The following is a 14,581-nucleotide window of genomic DNA, read 5'->3' as shown; positions in this document are numbered from 1 at the left end:
CCCCTCCTTTTCAAACTGATGGTCTAAAACGGCTGGCTATCCTCGTATATTAAACTATATGAGGTTGTACATCGGTGCAGAAAAGAAAGGAGAGAAAAAATGCTGCAACTAAAAAAGAAAACGGACATGAGGGACAAATGGAACACGATTGTGTTAGCAGCTGTTGTCACCATCTTTGCTTTGTCACTCATCCGCTATCCACAACAATCACTAGAAGCATCCATTCGCGGCTTAAATATGTGGTGGGAAGTTGTATTCCCCTCGCTATTGCCGTTTTTTATCGTTTCTGAGCTATTAATTGGGGTCGGGGTTGTTCGGTTGCTCGGTGTATTATTAGAACCGCTCATGCGTCCACTATTTAACGTGCCGGGTGTCGGAGGATTCGTCTGGGCGATGGGAATGGCTTCTGGATACCCGTCAGGAGCAAAGCTAACCGCTCGCCTTTATCAAGAAAAGCAGCTTTCGCTCATTGAAGCCGAGCGACTTTCTACATTCACGAACTCATCGAACCCGTTATTTATTTTCGGGGCGGTATCCATTGGATTTTTTCATAACCCACACCTTGGAATAATTTTTGCCCTCTCCCACTACATCGGAAATGTGCTTGTCGGGATCATGATGCGCTTTCACCGAACAAGAGAAGAAAAAAAACGCCCGCAAACAAAACCGTATACGTTTTCCGTTCGTTCTGCATTTCACGCCTTGCACGAAACTCGACTAAAAAATAGGCAGCCGCTCGGAAAACTGCTTGGAGATGCTATTCGCTCTTCTGTGCAAACATTGTTGATGATCGGTGGGTTTATTATTCTCTTCTCTGTTATTAATAAACTACTATATCTCATTCACGCAACACAATATATCGCGCAACTACTTCAACACGCTTTTTCTTTGTTCCAATTGCCCAAAGAACTAGGTATTCCGTTCATTTCTGGAATTTTCGAAATTACGCTCGGCAGCCAAATGATTAGCGAAGTAAACGAAGCAAGCTTGTTGCAAAAAGCAGTTGTCACAAGTTTCATTCTTTCATTCGGCGGCTTTTCTGTGCAAGCGCAAGTCGCTAGCATTCTTTCAGAAGCAAACATCCGGTTCCGTCCGTTTTTTGTCGCCCGCATTCTTCACGGTATGTTTTCCGCTTTTTTTACATATGTGTTATGGGCGCCGCTTTACGTCCGCACACATCCGGTGAATGAAACAAAAGGAGCTGTTCCAACATTTTTAGTCAAACAAGCCCCTCTTTGGCTCCATGAGTGCTTTCAGTTGCTTAGTAAATACGGTCCGTTAGTCACATTGCTGTCGCTTTGTGTATATATAATGCTTCTGAACAAAAAGGCGGTCTGGAAAAAATAACAACTTTTCCAGACGCCTAGTTTCTGTTTGTTTTTACTCTTTTTCGGTGTGAAGCGAAAACTTTTTGCGGAGTGCCTCTTCAACAATCGGTGGAACAAGGTCGGAAATGTTTCCATTATACTTCGCCACTTCTTTAACAATGCTCGAGCTTAAAAAAGCGTACTGGCTATTTGTCATCATAAAAAACGTTTCGATATTTTCATCTAATACGCGGTTCATTGATGTAATTTGCATCTCGTATTCAAAATCAGATACGGCACGCAAGCCTCGTAAAATAGTGGTAGCCTTTTTACTGCGTGCATAATCGACCAAAAGCCCGTTAAACGATTCTACAACGACGTTTGGAAACGGCTTCACGACTTCTTTTAACAGCTCCATTCGCTCTTCGACGGAAAACAACGGTTTTTTCGATGAATTCTTTAACACCGCCACATATACTTGATCAAACACTTTTGCTCCGCGACGAATGATATCTAAATGTCCGTATGTAACCGGGTCAAAGCTTCCCGGACAAACCGCAATGCTCGCCATTAAAATTCCCCTTTCTCCGCACAGGCATAAATAGAAACCGCAGTAATTCCGTAAACTTCATGCTTTACTTTCATTAACTGACCGATTTGCCTAGGCAGTTGCACATCATGAGAATGTTCGGCAACGATATACCCCGTTTGAGCAAGCAGCCGATGTTCGTCAATAAACGAAAGAAGCGCTTCCAACTTCTGTTTTTTATACGGCGGGTCGAGAAAAATAAGATGAAACTTTAGCTTTCGCTTTGCAATCGCTTTTAAGGCACGTTCCGCATCGTTTCGGTAAATTTCCGCCCGTTCCGTTAATCCACACGATGCAATGTTTTTCCGAATCGTTTGCACTGCTTTCCCATCGTAATCGACAAAAATCGCTCGCTCCATCCCACGGCTTAACGCTTCAATGCCTAAGCCACCGCTTCCTGCAAATAAATCGAGTGCAAGCCCTTCCGAAAAATACGGACCAACCATATTAAACATCGCTTCTTTTACTTTATCCGTCGTTGGTCGTGTGGACATTCCCGGAACGGCTTGCAACGGTCTCCCTTTGCAAATTCCTGAAATGACTCTCATCTTCATTCACCACATTTTCAACCGTTTTCCTTCCTTATCCTATCATAAACGTTCCGATAATACCACTTTGTCATTTTTTCATTAAACGATGTATACAAACTGATGTATTGGTCATAATGAGTAATGACAATGTCCGTATGGATGTTGTTGCCAACCGCGGAGAAGACTTACGTTCCCCATAAGTTCTTCCTCCGGTTTCTCCTCTCCCTTTTCCTTTGGCTTAGACGTTCCTTTCGATGCGCGGGAACGAATAAGCATCAAAGGTCCCTGCAGACAACTGCAGGGGTTTTTTTATAAGGTAAGAAAGTATAAAATTTTACGATTTAGTAGGTAGCTTCAAGCGCCATCGGTGTGATGCGCTCCTTCCCTTCTTTCGGCGGTGACACATGGAGAAACTTCAGCGATTTCGCCCACGCAGAACCAAGCATGCTTGGTTTGATCTCTCCTCGGTGGGGCTTGTGCGCTCTTCTCGGATAGGAGGGCGCTTTACGCTTTTCTTATGAACTAGAAACTATTACATCGCGCTCCGCCATCGATATTTGCACCGGAAACCAATATTGCATCATATCTGGTGTCATGTAAAGTCTACCATTTATTTCATAAATAATAATCGCTGGTGCACCAAACCGGTCATTTCCTTTCATATAGATGGAAGAGTTAACGAAAAATCGCCAACGATTATCGCCTTTTTCAATAAACACAGCTTCTCCTGTGCGTCTTACATGATAGCCTAACGCACTCATTACATCAACAAACGGCAATAACACCTCTTCGTTTTGCAATATCGCTTTCGATTGTTTCAGTAGAACATTGTTCACATATATTTTTCCTTCATTTGTAAAAACAAGTGACAATGGGCGTCCAGTCGCAAACGAATCGGTAAAATACATCGTCTTCCCTGCATGGGAAGCAGATAATGCTTCGTCTAGCATAGCGGGCGTCAGCGTTTTTCCGCGCTGCTTCAAAACGGCAGTAAAAAATGCTTTTTGCTCGTCTTTTGTTAGCTTTTCCGTAAGTTGCTGCCAAATCGCTTTTCCTTTCGGCGTAACAGGCTGTTTTTGCAATGTAAATGCTGTCAGTAAATCAGCAACAACCGTATTCATTTCACCGCTCGGCAAAAAATAAGCCTCGTAGTACGTGCGCATATACATCTCTCGAAGCGATGGCAGGGAAACGGTTTCCGGAACGACCACTAATGTTGGCGATAAATGCTGCATGCCTCCTTTTACCCAAACGAGCGTAAACGAAGGAACATCTGTCCATTTTGTCACATTTTCCTTTCGTCCCCCATATACTTCTATTGTTCCGTATACGTTCCGCGGCAACTCTATCGGATGGAAATAAAGTGGAAAGGAGGAGACTCCTTTTTGTGACCACGAGTAAAAAGTAGACATTTTCTTCTTTAGAACAGCCTCGAGTGGGGCACCAGCAACCCACATGCCGCTTTTTGTATCGTCAGTAAGCTGCACATATAAATGCTGTGGTTGACTAGAAAAAAACAATACCATCCAGCGCTCTAACCAAATAGGTTTTATGGACGGCAGCGGCAGTATATAGTGAAACTCCAGTTTATCGTGCCCATGTCTCTTGACAGATGCCTTCCCATTTCGGTCGTACACCAGCGTTCTTTTATCATTCCCAATCGTATACGTAAGCTGTTTTGCATCAATTGGCACTTGAATGGTATATACCGGGGTCGTTAGCCCTTTCACCGTCTGGTGAATCTCTAACATTTTCCCGTTATATTTGATATCAATGAAATGAACAAGCGGCACATTATTCACTTCGTTGCGCGTTTGTCCGTAATCCTGCCATTGCATATAAAGTGTGCCGACGCTAATGCCTAAAAAGAGGACAATCATTAAAATAGCTGTCCGCATCATGAAACAATCCCTCATTTAACTTCGTTCTTATCATAAAGATACCAAAAAATATACTTCGTTTGTATAAAAACGTCGAATTTTGTTCAACTTTTCCCGAAACAATGATAAAGTAGAGGAAGGAGAAATAGAGGAAAGGAGAGAAGCACATGATTCAACGGTTTATCGAACTAGGAGAAGGATATTCGGATATTTATGAGCTGTTAGAATTGGCAAGAGCGAATCGACATCGCCTATCGGGACTATTTGCTCTCCATACGGTCAAAAATGGGCAAGCTGTCACTTCTTGTGTCGTTGTTCTTCATCCGACAGATCCCGGAGATTTTCAACCGTTATATATCTGCCGTGAAGGTATTCCAAATCCTTACGTAAAACCAAACAAGCGGTTTGAGTTGTTCACTCAACTAGCAAACGAACTAGGAATGGAAATTATTCACATGGAAGTAAAACCATCCACTTTTTTTGCCGAAATTGACTTATACTATCAGCATTTAATCGGCATCATGCGCATGAACCGATTTATCCTGCCATTACAATAAGGCTGACCTTCAAAAAGTCAGCCTTATTCAAACAAAAAATATTTTGCCTCTTTTTCTTTCTCTTCTTTCGATTCAAAATCCATTTTTAAAAATGGACGATAAGAAGGTTCTACTTTTTTCACAAACGGCAAAGAAGCAATTTTTCGCATCAAATAATCGATATCGTCCATATTGCAATAAAGGACGACATATTTCAGCCGTTTGGATACATAATGAATATTGCCAAATTTGCGTAAATGTTTACTATGTTTTAATGAATATAACCAAACGATCATCCCTTGACGCTTCGGAAACATACTTTTCTTTCCCCTTTTTCAAATTACGTTCGACACCCGCAACTTCCCCCTGTCCCACACCCGCTAGAACAACTAAGCGACGAAAAATACGGGTTTCCTGTCGGTACCTTTATTTGCTCAGATACCGCTTTGCCAATGAGTACACTAATTTCATCCAATAACTGTTGCATTTCTTTTTCCGCTTTCTTAAACGCTGCGATCGTTTCATGAAAGTCGAGCTGTCGCTTTAATTCTCGCGTTTCTTTTACAACTGTATGATAATCTGGATGATATTTTCCAAAACGCTGTACTTCTTCGTAACATTCTTTTGCTTTTATAAACTGTGCAATTAGCTTTTGTGCGCTCTCGTCTTCTTTTAACCGCTGTAAGCAATGTCGATAATGCTCAGCCACTTCGGACTTCACAATCATTCTTCCTAACCATTCGGCTTTGTTTAACACCTCGAGCCGTTCGAGTGTGGCAACAATCACAGCATGCACCTCCAATTCCATCATATCACGACAACTGGCTAGAAGAAAAGAAGTCTGGCTAAAAGCGCCAGACGGTTAAGAAATATTGACTTCAAACTCATGAAATATGCCATATTTCGTAGCATCGTTATGAACAAGTTCAAGCCGCATCACGTGTTTCCCTGGCGGCAATCCTCTTACGACAAAGGCAGCTGTAAATACTTCCGTTACTTTTTGTCCGTTGACGTAAACGTCTATATGACCTTCTCCCCCTTTTTTACGTTGCACACCTTTTGTAAAGGAAAAGCGGTCGATTACACATTCGACAAATACATCTTTCCCGCGCACCTCATGCTTGACGTGTAACGTCGGCGCATTCGGCGTAGCGGCAATCGATGGAGTCGGATTTATTCCTCCGAACATCCCTCCTGCCAATCCCGATAGCAAAAAAAAGTAAATGATTATTTTTTTTCCCAAGAGACATCACTCCTTTACGGAGTAGTCTTTACCGTTTCAAAAAAATTAATCGCGCATCGCCCGAAACATATTCCACATCAGTGATGCCATTTCCAAAGAATTAGCGATTTTTTCTACTTTTTGCGGAATCGTTTGTTCATAATAATGACGAGCCGCCCGCTCAAAATCGGCTAATTTCTGCGGTTCGCGCGCAAGCGTCCGATACCATCGTGGTTGTTCCCGAATAAATGATTGCAACATTTTTTTTGCTCGAATATAGTCCATTACTTCTGTTCGCATAACACTTCCCTCTAATCTTTTCGAAAGGAAAACGGATGTTGTTCGCGCGAAACATTTTCTGATTGTTTCATGCCTTGAAGTTGACCGATGACGTTTTGAATGGCTGCAATCGCTTCTTGAACGGTAGCGATATGTTTTTGCATTTCGTTTGGATCGATGTTTTTTACCACGGATAAAACTTTATTAATCAATGTAGCGCCGTCTGTTTCTTGCTTTTTTTCCCCATCTCTATACTCATTCCATATTTCATCTTCCTCGCCAAATAAATACCAATCTTCATAAAATTGTTTCCACGTTTTCTTTCCTTTGCGCACTTCTTGAATGATTTTCGGATGTTTTTTCACAAATTGTTTAAACTGCTCGACAGAAGGATGTAGATGTTTCTCCATTCCTTTCTACCTCCCCTTTATTCATCTACCATATACTATCAAAGAAGGGGATATGGCGTGCGCCCATTTTTTGTTACAATAAATGGAGGGAGTGATTACAATGGTCACGGCTATTGCTATTCCATTATTGTTTGTTTATTTTTATTACGTCACGCGAAAAGAACAAAAACGAATGTATCATCAATGGCTACAAGTTGGAAACGTCCCTGCTGAATCGGTCGTCAAAGGAACCATTATCGCCATTCAAGAAAAAACAGAGCGATATTACGGTCACTACCTCCTTGCCATTATCGATTTGCAACTTGAGCATGGCAAGGAAAAAATAATGGCTCGTATGCAGTTCCCGCTCACGGAATCGTTACAAAAACCAACATTTTCCATAGGTGATACAATGGTTTGTTACGGACGGTGGGGCAATCAGGTGTTCCTGTTCACTACTTATCAGACAGTTGCCACGGCTTCAAAAAATCTTGCGTATAATATAGAGAAGCAACACCTACCCCAAGATGAGTGAACTCTTTGTTTAGCAATGTGTCACGATGACTTTTGCTATTTAGCCACCCGGCTACTGCAGCAATGCCATCCACATATTGCGCCGCAATGTTTTCCCCTGCGATTTGGAATGGAATGTGCGCAGATAGGAGCCGCGCTTTTAAGTCTCCATGTTGTGGGGAGACGTGAGAAAAATAATGGAGATCGCTCATCTCTTTGCTATGTGCATAAGCTACTTCCGCCGCTTTTTTATGCCAATATAATAACGGGACGTGATAGCGAGTGCGTATAACGTTTGTCATATCAAAAATTTGGTTTGCATTCGCCTCTTCTACTTTTTTTTGTTGCTCAAGGGTTAACGGTTGTGCAGATAGGAGCAAGCCACGATACATTAATTCATACGGGCGTAGCTTCACAAACGTTTCTGCATCCATTATTCGAATTCCTGTAATCGTTCCTGTAAAGTGGTCAACGTAAAGTTGCACGTATACCCCATCCATTTTAATCACCGGCTGCATAGAAACATCCTGTTCAGACAATTCAAACCGATACGTCCCTGCAGGTAGCACCACCTCAATCGTTGCAGGAAACGAAATAAGTCGATACAATTCTTGAATGGGCTGACCAATGCGAAACGGAGAAACACCAACTTGCTCTCCACCAATAAATGCCGTAACCGATCGCCCGTTAAGCATCCCAATTTGTAAATATGTATTTGGCGTTTTGTTGTACACCCACCATTTATAATCATAACTAGAGTCATCAATACGCGTTGGTTGTCCGAAGCGCTTCATTACTTCCTCTTCTGTTTTTCCAATGAATGACTTAATACCCGTTGTATCCATCACTTTCATTTTAACCATCTTTTGTTCTTTTACTAGCTGCGGAGGACTGGATGTGGGAATTTGATTAGGTAAAAAATAAAACAAGCCAATAAGTAAAAGAAAAAACAGAAAAAACCATTTCACTAGGCAACCCTACTTTCCCAAAATCTCTTTATTGCTATTATATATTGTTTTGTCCTAAAAAAAAAATGAACCCCCATAAAAGGGGATTCGTTTAGTGAAGAAACGTTTGCTCAGAAATGGAACTCAGTGCACGCCCAGCGCTTTCATCCGAGTAGCGATATGTCGCTAAATCACCAAGCGATACAATGCCGACGAGGTGGCCATTGTCTACAACTGGTAGACGGCGAATTTGATGTTCCGCCATTTGTTCCGCCGCTTCTTCCACTGATATGTCGGGTAATACTGTAATCACGTCCCTTGTCATCACTTCTGTTACTGGGCTCGAATTAGGGCGTTTTTCCGCAATTCCACGCACGACTAAATCACGGTCGGTAATCAACCCAATTAGCCGTCCCTCCTCGACTACCGGAATTGCTCCAACATTTAAATCACGCATTTTTATTGCTGCTTCAAACACATTGTCAAGCGGTGTGCAATAATCCACATTCGTTGTCATGACTTCGCGTACCGTTTTCATCTAATCGCTCCCTTCACCTATTTTCCAATAAACATTTGCGTCCAATAATGCCCATACGAACCACCTTTCGCATATCCGACACCGATATGAGTGAACGACTTATTTAAAATATTCGCCCGATGGCCAGGGCTGTTCATCCACGCAGTAACCACTTCTTGCGGCGTTTGTTGACCGGCAGCAATATTTTCCCCTGCTGTACGATAGCTAATTCCAAAATTTCGCATCATGGTAAATGGCGACCCGTACGTCGGTGACTGATGGGAAAAATAGTTTTTGTCGCGCATATCCATCGATTTATACCGTGCCACTCGCGCCAATTGCCAATCAGCCTGCAATGGCGGCAAACCGTATTTCGCACGCTGCACATTCGTTAGGCGCACCACTTCATTTTCCACTTGTTTGACCGCATCTAATACTGGTACATATACTTTTTGTCCTGGGTAAATGAGATGCGGATTAGAAAATTGCGGATTTGCTGCAATAATTTCCGAAAGCCCGACTTGATAGCGAACTGCAATTTTCCATAAACTATCTCCTGGTTGCACGACGTACGTCGTCGTTCCTTGCCCATGTGCATGGAATGGAACACTGATTGCCAACATCCATGCACATATCCACATCAATAACCATTTTTTCATCGGTCTCTCCTCCTTTCGCCCTTTAGTTTCACCAAAAACATAAAAAAATGACGAACAAGGGAAAATTTTTTCTAAGCCTTTATTTCACCGACAACAATTGATTGAAAGTTGAACGCTTTAATAATATTATTAATAAAGGAGCGTTTTTTTATTTAGGAGGGAATTGGACATGAAATTTGAAAACACGGGCATTGAAAATCAAACGGCAGAATTGTCCCGCTTAGATGAATTAATGAAAAGCTTGGGGTTTGTTCGCGCTGGTCAATGGGACTACGAACGAGTTACATACGATCGAAAATTTGAAATGAAAGGCGACGTATACTATCTTCGCGTACAGGGGTATGCAATTGAAGGAGAAGTCGATACACGCTATGCGGTCATTAGGTTGCTTACGCCGCTTCTTGGAAAGCACTATTATCCGCATGGAGTCGAATATGGCGAAGGAGAAAGCTTCCCGTCTTCGTTAGTCAGCCAATGCCAAAGCCTTTTAGCACAAGTAAAAGAAGGACTAGCAAAAATGAACGCATGAGGCTTTCTCATGCGTTCGTTTTTTCCAATATGAGTTTTTTGACAATGAGGTGGACATGCTCGACGATAAACGGGGTTAGTATTCGTATTTCCTCTACGATTTCTTTTTGTACCTCTTTGCATACGGAAACAACTGGAGCACTGCTCTTCATCACGAGCGCTATCGTCACCGTGCAACGGTCAAGCCCACGAAATTGCACATCTACCGTCGATTCTTCGCTCACAACTTCTAGCCGTTCCTTTAAACACATCATCACAACCGTCGCTACTGTCGCACACGCCGCATCATATCGCCGCATGAAACCCCCCCCACCTCCATTATAGTTTCTCCACAACCATTCCGTTCTTTCTGGCCTATGGAAAAACCCGACAACATTGTCGGGTTTTAAAAACCTAAAATCGCCTTAATCATCGATGTCGTTTCACCGCCATGATAAAACACATACAACAGTAAATAAACGACAACACCAGTTGCAGCCGTGAAAAACCAAACGACGCTCGTAATCGGTCCAAGTTTTTTATGCTTCATAAAATTTTGTTTAAAAGCAGTAAGTAGCGTCACAACCCCAAATACCGCTCCAACCGTCGCTAAGACGATATGAAACACTAAAAAGATCGTATAATATATTTTTACATCGTCTGGACCACCAAAGCTCGTATTTCCGACAAATACAGTCCGAGACAAATAAATAAGAAAGAACAATAAAGCAAAAGCGGCCGCCCATAACATCACCTTTTTATGCGCCTCTATGTTTCGTTTTCGAATGAGCGACCAGCCGTACGCAACAAGTACAGCACTAATGACAATGCAACTTGTACTGATTGTTGGAAGAATTGGCAATGAATATTCCATCTCTTCGTCCTCACTTTTATTTATTATGATTCAGAAGGATGCGGTGATACAGCTGTTTCCTGCGGCTCCTTCTCTCTCTCTTTTTGATACCAATCAATAAAAATAAAAAACAACATCGTTCCATACACAATTTCTTGAATAATTTTCATTAACACACCACCGAGCTGCTGATCGTTCAACAACGACATCGATAAAAACATTTGTGGTCCAGTTAAATGCAACGAAGCTAATGTCCCGCTAGGCACGCATAACTGAAGCGCATTCAACCAAGCGCTCGGATCAGAAAACGTTCGATAAAGCGGTGTATCTGCAAAAATAATAAGCGCACATGCTGGTGTTAACAACACACCATTGGCAAAAATGTACCCAACTTTTTTAATTCCAGACAAGGTTTGCCACTCTGGCAACTTATTGATAACTGGCCACCACATACACCATGCAGCGATAAAAAGAATGGTCGTAACCGACGCATGATAAAGCATATTCGTTTTAATCACATCGAAAATAAGCGGAACGTGGTAAAATGAAAACAGCCCATTGAATAACAAAAGAGCAATAAGCGGTTTTGTCAAAAAAGCATACACTCGCTTGATCGCACCCACACGAAATAGTTTCTCGTACATCCAATTTGGAATTCCTAAAATAAAACATTGCGGAACAATTAAATATAAAATCGCCATTTGCGTCATATGCACACTAAACATTAAGTGACCAAGCAAATCAATTGGTGATCCTTTGATGACGTAAAGCAAGACGAGTCCCGTATAAAAATACGTTTTTTGTTTTCGGGATGGGCAATTTTCCGTCGTCCATTTTCCTTTCCATGGTCCAACCGAAAGTGCATAAACTGCACCGATAAGCAATAAAAAAATGAAGAAAAACGGGCTCCATAACGCCATAAACCCGAACATTTGCAATGATGCAAACATCCTTTTCACCTCCTTTTTTATTATACTACAGACAAAACGATGTGAAAAAGGAAATCAGCACCCGCTGATTTCCTTTTTTATTACCACCAAACAACCGTCATAAACGCCCAAACTGTAACAAACGCAACGAGCACACCACCATAAATGAAAAGCGATGGAAGTTCATGACCTTTATGGCTCATATGCATGAAGTAATACAGCTGAAACGCTACTTGCACAACGGCAAGAAGCAAAATGAATGGAACAGAAAACCAATGTGAAAACTCGTTATACCCGACGGCAAAAAACGCAATAAGCGTCAATGCAATCATTAGTACAAATGAAATGACTTGGTGTTTCATTTCTTCCGCATTTTTTTTGCGACGGTACGCTAAATCAACATGCGGGTTTCCTGTATTCATTTGATTCGCCATACAATCACCCCACCATTCCCATTAAATATACAACCGTAAAGATGAACACCCATACAACGTCAATAAAGTGCCAATATAAGCTGGCGACGTAAAACTTCGGTGCGTTGTATAAGTTTAAGCCTCGTTTCGCGTTGCGAATCATAAGTGTTAAAATCCAAAGCAAGCCGAACGCGACGTGACCACCGTGCGTACCAACTAGCGTATAGAACGAAGAGGCAAATGCACTTTTCGTAAATACATGGCCTTCGTGAACGTACTCATTGAACTCGAAAATCTCAAGCCCTAAAAAGCCTGCACCTAGAAGCACCGTAATGCCAAACCAAAGCTGCATTTTTTTAAAATCAAAGTTTTTCATGTGATAAATCGCGTACACACTCGTTAAACTGCTCGTTAAAAGAAGCATCGTTGCCACAAAAACGAGTGGCATACGGAACAACTCGTGCGCCGGTGGACCACCAGCTGTTTTATCTCGCAACGCTAAATACGTAGCGAAGAGGGAGGCGAAGAGAACCGTCTCTCCCCCTAAGAATAACCAAAAACCTAAAAATTTATTTTTCCCTTCGAGGGTGGCTTTTTCGGGTGACGCAGGAAACGTTTCTGCTGTCAATTTTTCTTCAACGTGCATTATGCCTTAACCCCCTTTTCTGCCTCAAGCACTTCTTCTTTATGGATATGGAAGCCATGATCATCGATGACGGAACGCAAGAACATCGAACCAAGCGTAATCAATAGACCAATGATGCCAACTGGTAAGCCCCAAGCCTTTTGATTATGATACATAAAGCCGAACGCAGCAATAAACAACCCAAGCGAAATAACGAACGGCAAAATTGAAGAGTTTGGCATATGGATATCCCCAAGTGGCTCTGCTGGCGTCAAGCCTTTTTTGCCTTCCATCTTCTCAATCCAGTACGCATCTAACCCGCGCACAAGCGGAGTTTGGGCAAAGTTATATTCTGGCGGCGGAGAAGCCACTGCCCACTCAAGCGTGCGTCCGTCTCCCCATGCGTCTGCCTCTGCCTTTGGTCCTTTAATGGACGTCATAATGACGTTGATTAAAAGTACAATTGTTGCTGCTGCCATGAAAAAGGCTCCAACAGTACTAATCATGTTTCCTGTTTCAAATCCTTGACCAGGCAAGTACGTAAAGACGCGCCGTGGCATTCCCATTAAGCCAAGGAAATGTTGGATAAAGAACGTTAAATGGAATCCTGTGAAAAATAACCAGAATGTAACTTTTCCAAGCGTTTCGTTTAACATTTTGCCAAACATTTTTGGCCACCAGTAGTGTGCACCTGCTAATAGTGCAAACACAACCCCACCCACAATGACGTAGTGGAAGTGCGCGACAACGAAATAGCTGTCATGATATTGATAGTCTGCTGCTGCCGCTGCGTTCATGACCCCTGTTACTCCGCCCATAACGAACGATGGGATAAACGCAACCGCATACATCATTGGCGTTGTGAAACGAATATTTCCGCCCCACATCGTAAAGAGCCAGTTGAAAATTTTAATGCCTGTTGGAACGGCAATTGCCATTGTTGCTACCGCAAAAATCGCGTTCGCAATCGGCCCCATTCCAACTGTAAACATATGGTGCGCCCACACCATAAACCCTAAAAAGCCGATTAACACTGTTGCAAACACCATTGACGAATAACCGAATAGCCGTTTGCGCGAGAACGTTGCGAAAATCTCCGAGAAAATCCCGAACGCTGGCAACACTAAAATATATACTTCTGGGTGACCGAAAATCCAGAAAAGGTGTTCCCAAATAATTGTATTACCACCTGCTGCTGGATGATAGAAGTTTCCGCCAAACAAACGGTCCATCATCATGAAAATTAAGCCAACCGTAAGTGGTGGGAATGCGAACAAAATAAGCGCAGATGTAACAAACGTTGCCCATGTAAACATCGGCATGCGCATATATGTCATTCCAGGAGCACGCATATTAATGATTGTGACAAGGAAGTTAATCCCACCCATTAACGTACCGAAACCTGAAATTTGCAATCCTAAAACATAAAAGTCAATTCCGTGCCCTGGCGATTCAAGCGACAGCGATGCATACGATGTCCAGCCTGCATCTGGGGCTCCGCCTAAAAACCATGAACAGTTAAGGAATACTCCTCCAAAGAAGAAGAGCCAAAAGCCTAGTGCGTTCAAAAATGGAAACGCAACATCGCGTGCGCCAATTTGAATTGGCACAACCGCGTTCATCATTGCAAACACAAGCGGCATCGCCGCTAAGAAAATCATGGTTGTACCGTGCATTGTTAACACTTGGTTGTACAAACCGCCAACTAAAAAATCGTTATTCGGCTTCGCAAGCTGAATCCGGATAAATAGAGCTTCTAGACCACCAACGAGGAAGAAAAAGCCGCCTGCAATTAAATACAAAATGGCGATTTTTTTATGATCGACCGTCGTTAAGTAGTCCCATATTAGGCTCTTTTTACGAGCTACTGTACTCACAATGTTACC

21 protein-coding genes are annotated in these 14,581 nt (G+C 42.4%); 4 read left to right on the top strand and 17 right to left on the bottom strand.

Translation table 11 applies throughout. The features are described 5' to 3' along the window. Positions 1-126 precede the first annotated feature (126 nt). Positions 127-1,347 (top strand): sporulation integral membrane protein YlbJ, encoded by a 1,221-nt coding sequence (gene ylbJ, locus GFC30_RS06885; protein ID WP_066327211.1) that lies wholly within the window; start codon positions 127-129, stop codon positions 1,345-1,347. A gap of 33 nt (positions 1,348-1,380) precedes the next feature. Here the strand turns inward: ylbJ and coaD are convergent, their stop codons facing one another. From coaD to GFC30_RS06870, 3 genes are all read right to left on the bottom strand, one after another. Further along, entirely contained in the window at positions 1,381-1,878 is a 498-nt protein-coding gene (coaD, locus tag GFC30_RS06880) for a pantetheine-phosphate adenylyltransferase (protein WP_066323539.1), read from the bottom strand. Then, positions 1,878-2,444 carry a 16S rRNA (guanine(966)-N(2))-methyltransferase RsmD gene (gene rsmD, locus GFC30_RS06875; protein ID WP_066323537.1) on the bottom strand — a complete coding sequence of 189 codons (567 nt, stop codon included), beginning with the start codon at positions 2,442-2,444 and terminating at the stop codon, positions 1,878-1,880. The genes coaD and rsmD overlap by 1 nt, the downstream gene beginning before the upstream one ends. A 497-nt stretch (positions 2,445-2,941) precedes the next feature. Beyond that, on the bottom strand, positions 2,942-4,327 hold the full coding sequence (locus tag GFC30_RS06870) for a hypothetical protein (protein WP_066323535.1): 1,386 nt from the start codon (positions 4,325-4,327) through the stop codon (positions 2,942-2,944). A 146-nt stretch (positions 4,328-4,473) separates the two neighbouring features. On the opposite strand from GFC30_RS06870, the gene GFC30_RS06865 reads away from it, so the two are divergent. Then, positions 4,474-4,863, top strand: a complete 390-nt coding sequence (locus GFC30_RS06865) for a DUF7147 family protein (RefSeq protein ID WP_066323530.1) — start codon at positions 4,474-4,476, stop codon at positions 4,861-4,863. A 23-nt stretch (positions 4,864-4,886) separates the two neighbouring features. On the opposite strand, the gene GFC30_RS06860 is transcribed toward GFC30_RS06865, so the two are convergent. The 5 genes from GFC30_RS06860 to ylbD form a co-directional block, all read right to left on the bottom strand. After that, positions 4,887-5,159 (bottom strand): YlbG family protein, encoded by a 273-nt coding sequence (locus GFC30_RS06860; RefSeq protein ID WP_066323526.1) that lies wholly within the window; start codon positions 5,157-5,159, stop codon positions 4,887-4,889. A 23-nt stretch (positions 5,160-5,182) separates the two neighbouring features. After that, the gene (locus GFC30_RS06855; protein ID WP_066323524.1) at positions 5,183-5,629 is read right to left on the bottom strand and encodes a YlbF/YmcA family competence regulator; all 447 of its coding nucleotides are present in this window, start codon (positions 5,627-5,629) and stop codon (positions 5,183-5,185) included. Positions 5,630-5,704: 75 nt separating this feature from the next. Next, positions 5,705-6,031 carry a hypothetical protein gene (locus tag GFC30_RS06850; protein ID WP_238583564.1) on the bottom strand — a complete coding sequence of 109 codons (327 nt, stop codon included), beginning with the start codon at positions 6,029-6,031 and terminating at the stop codon, positions 5,705-5,707. A 99-nt stretch (positions 6,032-6,130) separates the two neighbouring features. Further along, positions 6,131-6,364 carry a YlbE-like family protein gene (locus tag GFC30_RS06845; RefSeq protein WP_066323521.1) on the bottom strand — a complete coding sequence of 78 codons (234 nt, stop codon included), beginning with the start codon at positions 6,362-6,364 and terminating at the stop codon, positions 6,131-6,133. Positions 6,365-6,375: 11 nt separating this feature from the next. Next, positions 6,376-6,753, bottom strand: a complete 378-nt coding sequence (gene ylbD, locus GFC30_RS06840; protein ID WP_066323519.1) for a YlbD family protein — start codon at positions 6,751-6,753, stop codon at positions 6,376-6,378. Positions 6,754-6,844: 91 nt separating this feature from the next. On the opposite strand from ylbD, the gene GFC30_RS16855 reads away from it, so the two are divergent. Then, positions 6,845-7,267, top strand: a complete 423-nt coding sequence (locus GFC30_RS16855) for a hypothetical protein (RefSeq protein ID WP_148660370.1) — start codon at positions 6,845-6,847, stop codon at positions 7,265-7,267. Here GFC30_RS16855 and GFC30_RS06835 read toward each other — a convergent pair. From GFC30_RS06835 to safA, 3 genes are all read right to left on the bottom strand, one after another. Next, the gene (locus GFC30_RS06835; protein ID WP_066323516.1) at positions 7,188-8,213 is read right to left on the bottom strand and encodes a CAP domain-containing protein; all 1,026 of its coding nucleotides are present in this window, start codon (positions 8,211-8,213) and stop codon (positions 7,188-7,190) included. The genes GFC30_RS16855 and GFC30_RS06835 overlap by 80 nt on opposite strands. Before the next feature lie 91 nt (positions 8,214-8,304). Beyond that, entirely contained in the window at positions 8,305-8,730 is a 426-nt protein-coding gene (locus tag GFC30_RS06830) for a CBS domain-containing protein (RefSeq protein WP_066323514.1), read from the bottom strand. A 17-nt stretch (positions 8,731-8,747) separates the two neighbouring features. Further along, on the bottom strand, positions 8,748-9,332 hold the full coding sequence (safA, locus tag GFC30_RS06825) for a SafA/ExsA family spore coat assembly protein (protein ID WP_238583563.1): 585 nt from the start codon (positions 9,330-9,332) through the stop codon (positions 8,748-8,750). 205 nt (positions 9,333-9,537) lie between these two features. Between safA and GFC30_RS06820 the strand changes: the two genes are divergently transcribed. Further along, positions 9,538-9,897, top strand: a complete 360-nt coding sequence (locus tag GFC30_RS06820) for a YugN family protein (RefSeq protein WP_066323505.1) — start codon at positions 9,538-9,540, stop codon at positions 9,895-9,897. 7 nt (positions 9,898-9,904) lie between these two features. Here the strand turns inward: GFC30_RS06820 and GFC30_RS06815 are convergent, their stop codons facing one another. From GFC30_RS06815 to ctaD, 6 genes are all read right to left on the bottom strand, one after another. Further along, on the bottom strand, positions 9,905-10,195 hold the full coding sequence (locus GFC30_RS06815) for a hypothetical protein (protein ID WP_066323503.1): 291 nt from the start codon (positions 10,193-10,195) through the stop codon (positions 9,905-9,907). An 86-nt stretch (positions 10,196-10,281) separates the two neighbouring features. Next, a complete protein-coding gene (locus GFC30_RS06810; protein WP_066323501.1) occupies positions 10,282-10,749 on the bottom strand; it encodes a DUF420 domain-containing protein in 468 nt (155 codons plus the stop codon). A 23-nt stretch (positions 10,750-10,772) separates the two neighbouring features. Beyond that, positions 10,773-11,678, bottom strand: a complete 906-nt coding sequence (gene ctaG, locus GFC30_RS06805; RefSeq protein WP_066323500.1) for a cytochrome c oxidase assembly factor CtaG — start codon at positions 11,676-11,678, stop codon at positions 10,773-10,775. A gap of 80 nt (positions 11,679-11,758) precedes the next feature. Further along, complete coding sequence (gene ctaF, locus GFC30_RS06800) at positions 11,759-12,091, bottom strand: cytochrome c oxidase subunit IVB (protein WP_066323499.1); 333 nt, start codon at positions 12,089-12,091, stop codon at positions 11,759-11,761. A gap of 4 nt (positions 12,092-12,095) precedes the next feature. Further along, on the bottom strand, positions 12,096-12,716 hold the full coding sequence (ctaE, locus tag GFC30_RS06795; RefSeq protein ID WP_066323498.1) for a cytochrome c oxidase subunit III: 621 nt from the start codon (positions 12,714-12,716) through the stop codon (positions 12,096-12,098). Continuing rightward, the gene (gene ctaD / locus GFC30_RS06790) at positions 12,716-14,572 is read right to left on the bottom strand and encodes a cytochrome c oxidase subunit I (RefSeq protein ID WP_066323497.1); all 1,857 of its coding nucleotides are present in this window, start codon (positions 14,570-14,572) and stop codon (positions 12,716-12,718) included. The genes ctaE and ctaD overlap by 1 nt, the downstream gene beginning before the upstream one ends. Between the last annotated feature and the right edge of the window lie 9 nt (positions 14,573-14,581).

It is taken from the genome of Anoxybacillus amylolyticus, assembly GCF_001634285.1.
Classification (GTDB): Bacteria; Bacillota; Bacilli; order Bacillales; family Anoxybacillaceae; genus Anoxybacteroides; species Anoxybacteroides amylolyticum.
Note: the sequence above shows the minus strand (reverse complement) of the source record. Positions and strands in the feature narration are given on the sequence as shown.